This is a genomic window from Streptomyces sp. NPDC046900 (assembly GCF_040644975.1).
In the GTDB taxonomy this organism is placed as follows: domain Bacteria; phylum Actinomycetota; class Actinomycetes; order Streptomycetales; family Streptomycetaceae; genus Streptomyces.
In genome coordinates, this window is sequence record NZ_JBEYXD010000177.1 from 1 (window position 1) to 6886 (window position 6886).

3 protein-coding genes are annotated in these 6886 nt (G+C 72.3%); all 3 read left to right on the plus strand.

What is annotated here, in order from left to right:
* The first annotated feature begins 210 nt into the window (after positions 1–210).
* Entirely contained in the window at positions 211–2448 is a 2238-nt protein-coding gene (locus tag ABZ904_RS49955) for a plasmid pRiA4b ORF-3 family protein (protein ID WP_361830869.1), read from the plus strand.
* A gap of 94 nt (positions 2449–2542) precedes the next feature.
* The gene (locus ABZ904_RS49960; RefSeq protein WP_361830872.1) at positions 2543–5416 is read left to right on the plus strand and encodes a DEAD/DEAH box helicase; all 2874 of its coding nucleotides are present in this window, start codon (positions 2543–2545) and stop codon (positions 5414–5416) included.
* Complete coding sequence (locus tag ABZ904_RS49965) at positions 5413–6648, plus strand: SWIM zinc finger family protein (protein WP_361830875.1); 1236 nt, start codon at positions 5413–5415, stop codon at positions 6646–6648. The genes ABZ904_RS49960 and ABZ904_RS49965 overlap by 4 nt, the downstream gene beginning before the upstream one ends.
* The last annotated feature ends 238 nt before the right edge of the window (positions 6649–6886 follow it).

Sequence of the window (6886 nt, forward strand, 5' to 3'; positions counted from 1 at the left end):
GCCCTGACGGCGATCCGGCTGTCCCTGCCCTGCTCCGCAGGAGTCCGATTCCTCCCCGGCCTGAAGGCCGGGGCATCCTCGGAGAAAGCCGGTGACACCGAGGCCGTATGGGACCGCATGCCGGTCATCGCGACTGTCTGATTTGGGCTGGCACGCGCCGGGCCGCCATGATGAGGCGTTCGGGTGGCCTCGGATCGGTGGGAGCAACAGGTGCGGCGAGACACGAGGGCGGTCCTGTCCGATCTCCAGCTGAAGATCGTGCTCCACGGTACAAAGCCGCCCCTGTGGCGACGCCTGGTGCTGCCGTCCGACACCTCGCTCGGCACACTGCACGACGCCATCCAGGTCGCTTTCGGCTGGCATGGTGGTCATCTGCATCTCTTCACCGACGAGTTCGGCCGGGGGTACGGCGCTGCGGCCCGGCTCACGGACATGGATCTTGGCTTCGGTCAGGTCGGTGACGAGGGCGCCACCGCGCTCGGTGACGTGCTGGCCGAGGAGGGGGCACGGCTGCGCTACGTCTACGACTTCGGCGATGACTGGGAGCACGGGATCACGCTGGAGAAGGCGCTGCCGCGTCCGGCGGGCGCGGAGCGGGCGGTGCGCTGCGTCGGCGGGCGTCGGGCGGATGTGCCGGGCGAGGACATCGGCGGCGTGTGGGGGCTGGCCGAGGTGCTGGAGCTCCTCGACCGCCCGGATGGGGCCGGGCATGACCTGTACGGTGAGCTGGTCGCCGAGCTGCGGGCGGCCGGTTACGATCCGGTGGCCTTCGACCGGGACGGGATCACCGCGCGGCTGGCCCTGTTGACGCCGGACACGGTGTTCGGAAAAGCGAAGTCGCCGGCCGGTGATCGGGCCGGGCGCGGCGGTGTTGGTCGGCTGAACGCCGAGGACGTGGCGTTGTGTACCTGTGGGCAGTGCCGGGTGGGCGATCCGGTCGATGCCGGAGTCGACGGGCCTGCCGAGGATGTGCCTGTGCTGCGCCCGGTGACCCTGGCTGCGCGGGGGGACCTTGTCGCTGCCGTGCGGGGTGTTCCGCTCTTCGACGCGGCGCTGCGGCTCGCCGCCTGGTGCCGCGAGGGACGGCAGGTCACCGCCGGCCGGGTGTTGCGGCCTGCGCTTGCCCGTGAGGCCGTCGAAGATCTCCGGCTGTGGAAGCTGGCTGGCGGCGACTCGCCGTATGCCGATGCCGTCGCGCGGGCTCGTGCGTTGAAATCGCTGCGCAGCGCCAAGGACGTGGCCGTTCTCGACGATCCGTGGTGGCTCGCCGTGGACGGCGGGATGATCACGATCGGCGGGGGCCGCGCGTGGGGCGGCGCGGGGAGCGACTTCGCCGGTGAGGACCTTCTGGAGTTCTGGACCGCCACGTTGAGCGATCTGCTGGAGGAGGTCGGTGAGACGGGGGTGCTGGACAGGCTGCACGGTGAGCTGGGCGAGCTGACGGCCGAGCTCGCCGACGGACTGGTCGGGCTGCTGTACGACGCCCCGGACGACGTCTGGGTGGATGTCGACGACCTGCGTGCGAAGGCCCGTGAGGCGGGCGAGAACGGGCCGGAGTTCGATCTCTTCCAGGCGCTGTTCGCGGCGTCCTTTCGGGAGCTGGGGGAAGGGCTCGCCCTGTTGGGCGCGGTGGAGTACGAGCCCGGTGACGGCGACGGGTTGGCCGAGGAGGCTCTGCGCACACTGCTGAACGCCATGAGCGGACAGGAGCCGGGCGGTTCAGGACCCTCGTCGGCGGCGTCGGACCGGTCGCGGGACGACGGGCGCGGGGACCGCATGCGGCTCACCCCGCTCGGCCGCTACGGGCTCCGCGCCTACCTGATGGAGTGCGGTGTGCCTGCGCCGCTGCTCGGTGAGTTGGGCGAAGCGGACGCCGACACTCTGCTCCAGGGGCTTGTGGGCTACTCCCCCGAGGAGATGCGCCGGGAGGTCGAAGGGTGGCTGGAACACCGACCTGCGGCGGGTGCCGCGGTGGGGCTGCTCGACGCCTGCGCGGGAGACGGCCCCAAGGCCGCGGCGAAGCGCGCCGTGGCCCAACTGGTCCTGGCCGAGCTCGACGACCCCCGGGCACTGCGAGTGCTGCGGAAGGCAGCGGACTCCGACGTCGAGGGGTGCCGCCAGGTGGCCGCTGCGGCCCTGGGCGCACGCCCTGGGGCAGAAGCGCACGTGGACCCGGCGCGGGCGGAGGAGGCCGGGTTGTGGCTGCTCGTCGACGCGCTGTCGCTGCTCGCCGGTGCGGGGGAGAGCGAGGAGCTGCTCCGGGGCTTCCTGGAGAACTGGAACACGGTGCCAAAGGCGCTCGAAGGGCGGGTGGACGACCTGTGGCGAGTGGAGCACCCGGCCACCGCCCAGGTGCTCGCCGAACTGGGTGAGGGTCTGCGCAGCGTCGACAAGCGGCTGGCCAAACGCATGCGTACCGCGGCGAGCAAGGCGCACTCCCGCCGGTGACGCAAGGGCGGCCGGAACCCGCTGGTGGGTGACGGCGCGTGGTGGTGAGCGGGGCGCGGTGCGGCTCGCTTGCATAACGATGGGGCGAAAGAGAGTGGCACGAGTCGTCGTACGGGAGCCGGGCACGGGCACGAGGAGCGTGCTGCCCTTAGCCGCACCGGAGTCGGCCGCCTGGGCGCGGGGTCTGCTCGACGGCGGCTGGGCGTCGGTGTTCCTGCCCGGCGAGCCCGCCCGCCTCGGTCGGCTGCTGCTATGGCAGCCCGTCGGGGCAGCCGCCGCCGAGGGCATGACGCCCGCGGGCGTCGAGACCGAGTCGGCGGAGCTGGTGCTGCCGCACGGCCGCTCGGCCAGGCGGCGCAGGGTGGAGGGCTACGCGCTGCCCGTCGCCCTCGCCGTTGCCGCCCTGGCCGGGGCGAAGCCGCCGCATCCGTCCGCCGCCGCCTGGCAAGCCGCCGCCCGTTTCGCGCTGCGTCTGCTCGCCGACGGCCGACTCCACCCGGCCCTCACCCCCGCCGGCTACGACACCTGGCAGGCGGGCCCCTTCACCACCGGCCAGCGTCAGAGGCTGGACGCCCTCGCCGCCGCCTTCCCGCCCCACGCCCACTGCCTGCCCGAGCCAGGACCGGCCCCACTGCGGATCGCCGAACCGGCCGCCCTGGTACGCCAGTTCTGCGACGCGGTCGCCGACGACCTGGTCCGTACCCCGGCCGCCCCGCTCGCCATGGGAGCCCTGCCCTACGCCTGGCGCGAGACGCGTGTCGTGCTCACCCTGCGCGAGTGGGCCGAGGAGACCACCGCCGCGTTCACCGCCGACGTCGGCGTCTCACTGCGCGTCGACCTGCCCGAGGGGCAACGTCGGCAGTTCCGGGCCGTCCTGCAGCTGCACACCGAGGCGGATCCGGCGCTCGTCGTCGAGGCCGCACAGCTGTGGAGCGAACCGGCCGAAGTGGAACGGCTGCTCGGCCCGCACGCCGAGACCCAGACGCTGCTCGCACTGCGCCGCGGCGCCCGGGTCTGGCCCCCGCTCCAGCGGCTACTGAAGGACGCCGCGCCCGATCAGCTCCGGCTGACCGACGACGAAGCCCTCGACCTGCTGGGCGACGCCACCGATACGCTGCGTACGGCGGGTATCGACGTGCACTGGCCGCGCGAGCTGGTCAAGGCACTCACCGCGTCCGCGCAGATCGGGCAGCGCACGGCCCCCGGCTCCAGCGCGGGCGGCCTCCTCGACACCGACGACCTCCTCGACTTCCGCTGGCAGATCTCGCTCAGCGGCCAACCGCTCACCGAGGAAGAGATGGACGCCCTCGCCGAGGCCCGCCGCCCCCTCGTCCGGCTGCGCGACCATTGGGTAGTCGCCGACCCGAAGCTGGTGGCACGCGCAAAGCGCCGCAGGATGGAACCGCTGACCCCCATGGAGGCACTCGAAGCCGCACTGACCGGCGAGGCGGCAAGGGACGGAGAACTGATCCCCTGCACGGCGGTCGGCCCCTTCGGCGACCTCGTCGCCCGTATCCGCGACCCCGAAGAGCGTGCGCCCGCCCCGCAGCCCGCCGCACTCAAAGCCACCCTGCGCGACTACCAGAAGCGGGGCCTGGCCTGGCTGGCCGAGATGTGCGAACTCGGCCTCGGTGGCTGCCTCGCCGACGACATGGGCCTGGGCAAGACCATCACCCTGCTCGCCCTGCACCTGCACCGCCAGACCCACCCCGACACCGCCGGCCCCACGCTCGTCGTCTGCCCCGCCTCCCTACTCGGCAACTGGCAGCGCGAGGCAGCCAGGTTCGCCCCATCCATCCCCGTGCGCCGCTACCACGGCGGCGACCGCCACCTCGACGACCTGGCCGACGACGAGATCGTCCTGGTCACCTACGGCGTGCTGCGCCGCGACCGCGAAGTCCTCGCCGAGACCGCCTGGTCGCTGATCGCCGCCGACGAGGCCCAGCACGTCAAAAACCCCTACACCACCACCGCCCGGGAACTGCGCGCCCTGCCCGCCCGCGCCCGCGTCGCCCTCACCGGCACCCCCGTGGAAAACAACCTCTCCGAACTATGGGCACTCCTCGACTGGACCACCCCCGGACTCCTCGGCCCACTCACCGCCTTCCGCGACCGGCACGCCCGCGCCATCGAAGCGGGCGAGAACCCCGAGGCCGCCGAGCGCCTGTCCCGTCTCGTCCGTCCCTTCCTGCTACGCCGCAGAAAGTCCGACCCGGGGATCGCACCCGAACTGCCGGCCAAGACCGAGACCGACCGCGTCGTACCGCTGACGGCCGAACAGGCCGGCCTGTACGAGGCGGTGGTCCGCGAGACCATGACGAAGATCACGGAATCCGAGGGCATCGCCCGCCGCGGCCTGGTCCTCAAGCTACTCACCGCGCTGAAGCAGATCTGCAACCACCCGGCCCAGTACCTGCGCCAATCCACACCCCTCGCCAGCCGCTCCGGCAAGCTCGACCTGCTCGACGAACTGATCGACACCATCACCGCCGAAGGCGAGTCGGTGCTGGTCTTCACCCAGTACAAGCAGATGGCAACCCTCCTGGAGAAACATCTCGCCGAACGCGGCACCCCCACCCTCTTCCTGCACGGCGGCACCACCGTCACGCGGCGCGAGGAGATGGTGGACCGCTTCCAGCGCGGTGAAGTGCCGGTGTTCCTGCTGTCATTGAAGGCGGCGGGCACCGGACTCAACCTCACCCGCGCCACCCACGTCGTGCACTACGACCGCTGGTGGAACCCGGCCGTCGAGGACCAGGCCACCGACCGCGCCTACCGCATCGGCCAGGACAAGCCCGTCCAGGTGCACAAACTCATTACCGAGGGCACCATCGAGGACAAGGTGGCCAAACTGCTCGAATCCAAGCGCGCGCTCGCCGACGCCGTCATCGGCTCCGGTGAGGCCGCCCTGACCGAACTGTCCGACGCCGACCTCGCCGAACTCGTCGCCCTGGGAAGGCAGTCATGAGCCCGTCGCTGCCCGGCCAGCGCCGCGCGCCCGGCCGCGGCAGGCGCGCCTTCGCCGCGACCTGGTGGGGCCAGGCGTGGGTGACGGCCCTGGAGGGCTCCACTCTGGACGCCGGACGTCTGTCCCGCGGACGCACCTACGCCCGCCAGGGCATGGTCGGCCCGGCCACCGTCGCCCCGGGCCAGGTCAAGGCCGCCGTCCAGGGCAGCCGGCCGCGCCCGTACCGCTCCTCGGTCCACCTGCCCGTCCTCACCGACGCTCAGTGGGACACCCTGCTCGACGCCATTACGACCCGTGCCGAGCACCTCGCCGCGCTCCTCGACGGCGAGATGCCCGCCGAACTCGTCGACGACGCCCGCCAGGCAGGCGTACCCCTCCTCCCTCAGCCCACCGAACTCGACCCCGAGTGCTCCTGCCCCGACTGGGGATACCCCTGCAAACACGCCGCCGCACTCTGCTACGCCATCGCCGCCACCATCGACACCGACCCCTTCGTGCTCTTTGCACTGCGCGGCCGCAGCCGCGAGGAGGTCCTCGCCCAGCTGCGCGCACGCCGCACGGCAAGCCAACAGACCGCGAGCCCACCGGCCCCGACCGGTGTCCCGGCCGCAGCCGCGTACACCCGCTGGGCCGAAGACGCCCCCCAACTGCCCGAACCCCCCGAACCGGCCGCCCACACCGCCGCACTGCCCGTCACCCCGCCCTCCGGCAGCGGCCTGGCCACCACGGACCTGGAACGCCTCATGACCGACGCCGCCCAACGCGCCGCACGGCTCCTCACGGGCGACACCACCGACCTGCACCTCACCCAGCACCAGGACGCCGTACGGATCGCCGCAAGCAACCCCGGACCCGAGTGGTTCCACCGCCTGATCCAGACCACCGGCGCCCAACAGACCGCGTTCCCCCGCCTCACCCGCGCCTGGCGCCACAGCGGCCCCACCGGCCTCACCGTCGCCGAACAGCCCCACACTCCCGACCCGGCAGCAATGACGGCCGCCCGCGCCGCCCTGACCGCAGCCCTCACCGAGATGACCACCGCGCCGATCCCCCTCAGGGCCTGGCGCAACCGCCTCACCCTCACCGGCCACGGCATCCAGCTCCGCCTGGGCCCCGACGCCCGCTGGTACCCCTACCTGCAAGAAGACGACGGCGAATGGTGGCCCGCAGCACCCCCCGACACCGACCCCGTAGCGGCGCTCACCTCCCTCTGGCGGCAGACCGGGAAGTGACACATGCGGCAGATTCCGTGAATCCGCCGCCTCAGCCCACAAGTTCACCGGGTTCCTCCGAGGATGCCCCGGCCTTCAGGCCGGGAGGAATCGGTCTGCTGCGGAGCAGGACGGGAAATAGGGGTTTCGCCTCCAGGGCGAAAGACCGTCCACCCGCGACGAGGTGAGCGAGCCCGTGGCGATCAAGAGGTCTCAACTGTCAGTCCTCCCGGGTAGGTTCGGATGCATGCCGACAGAC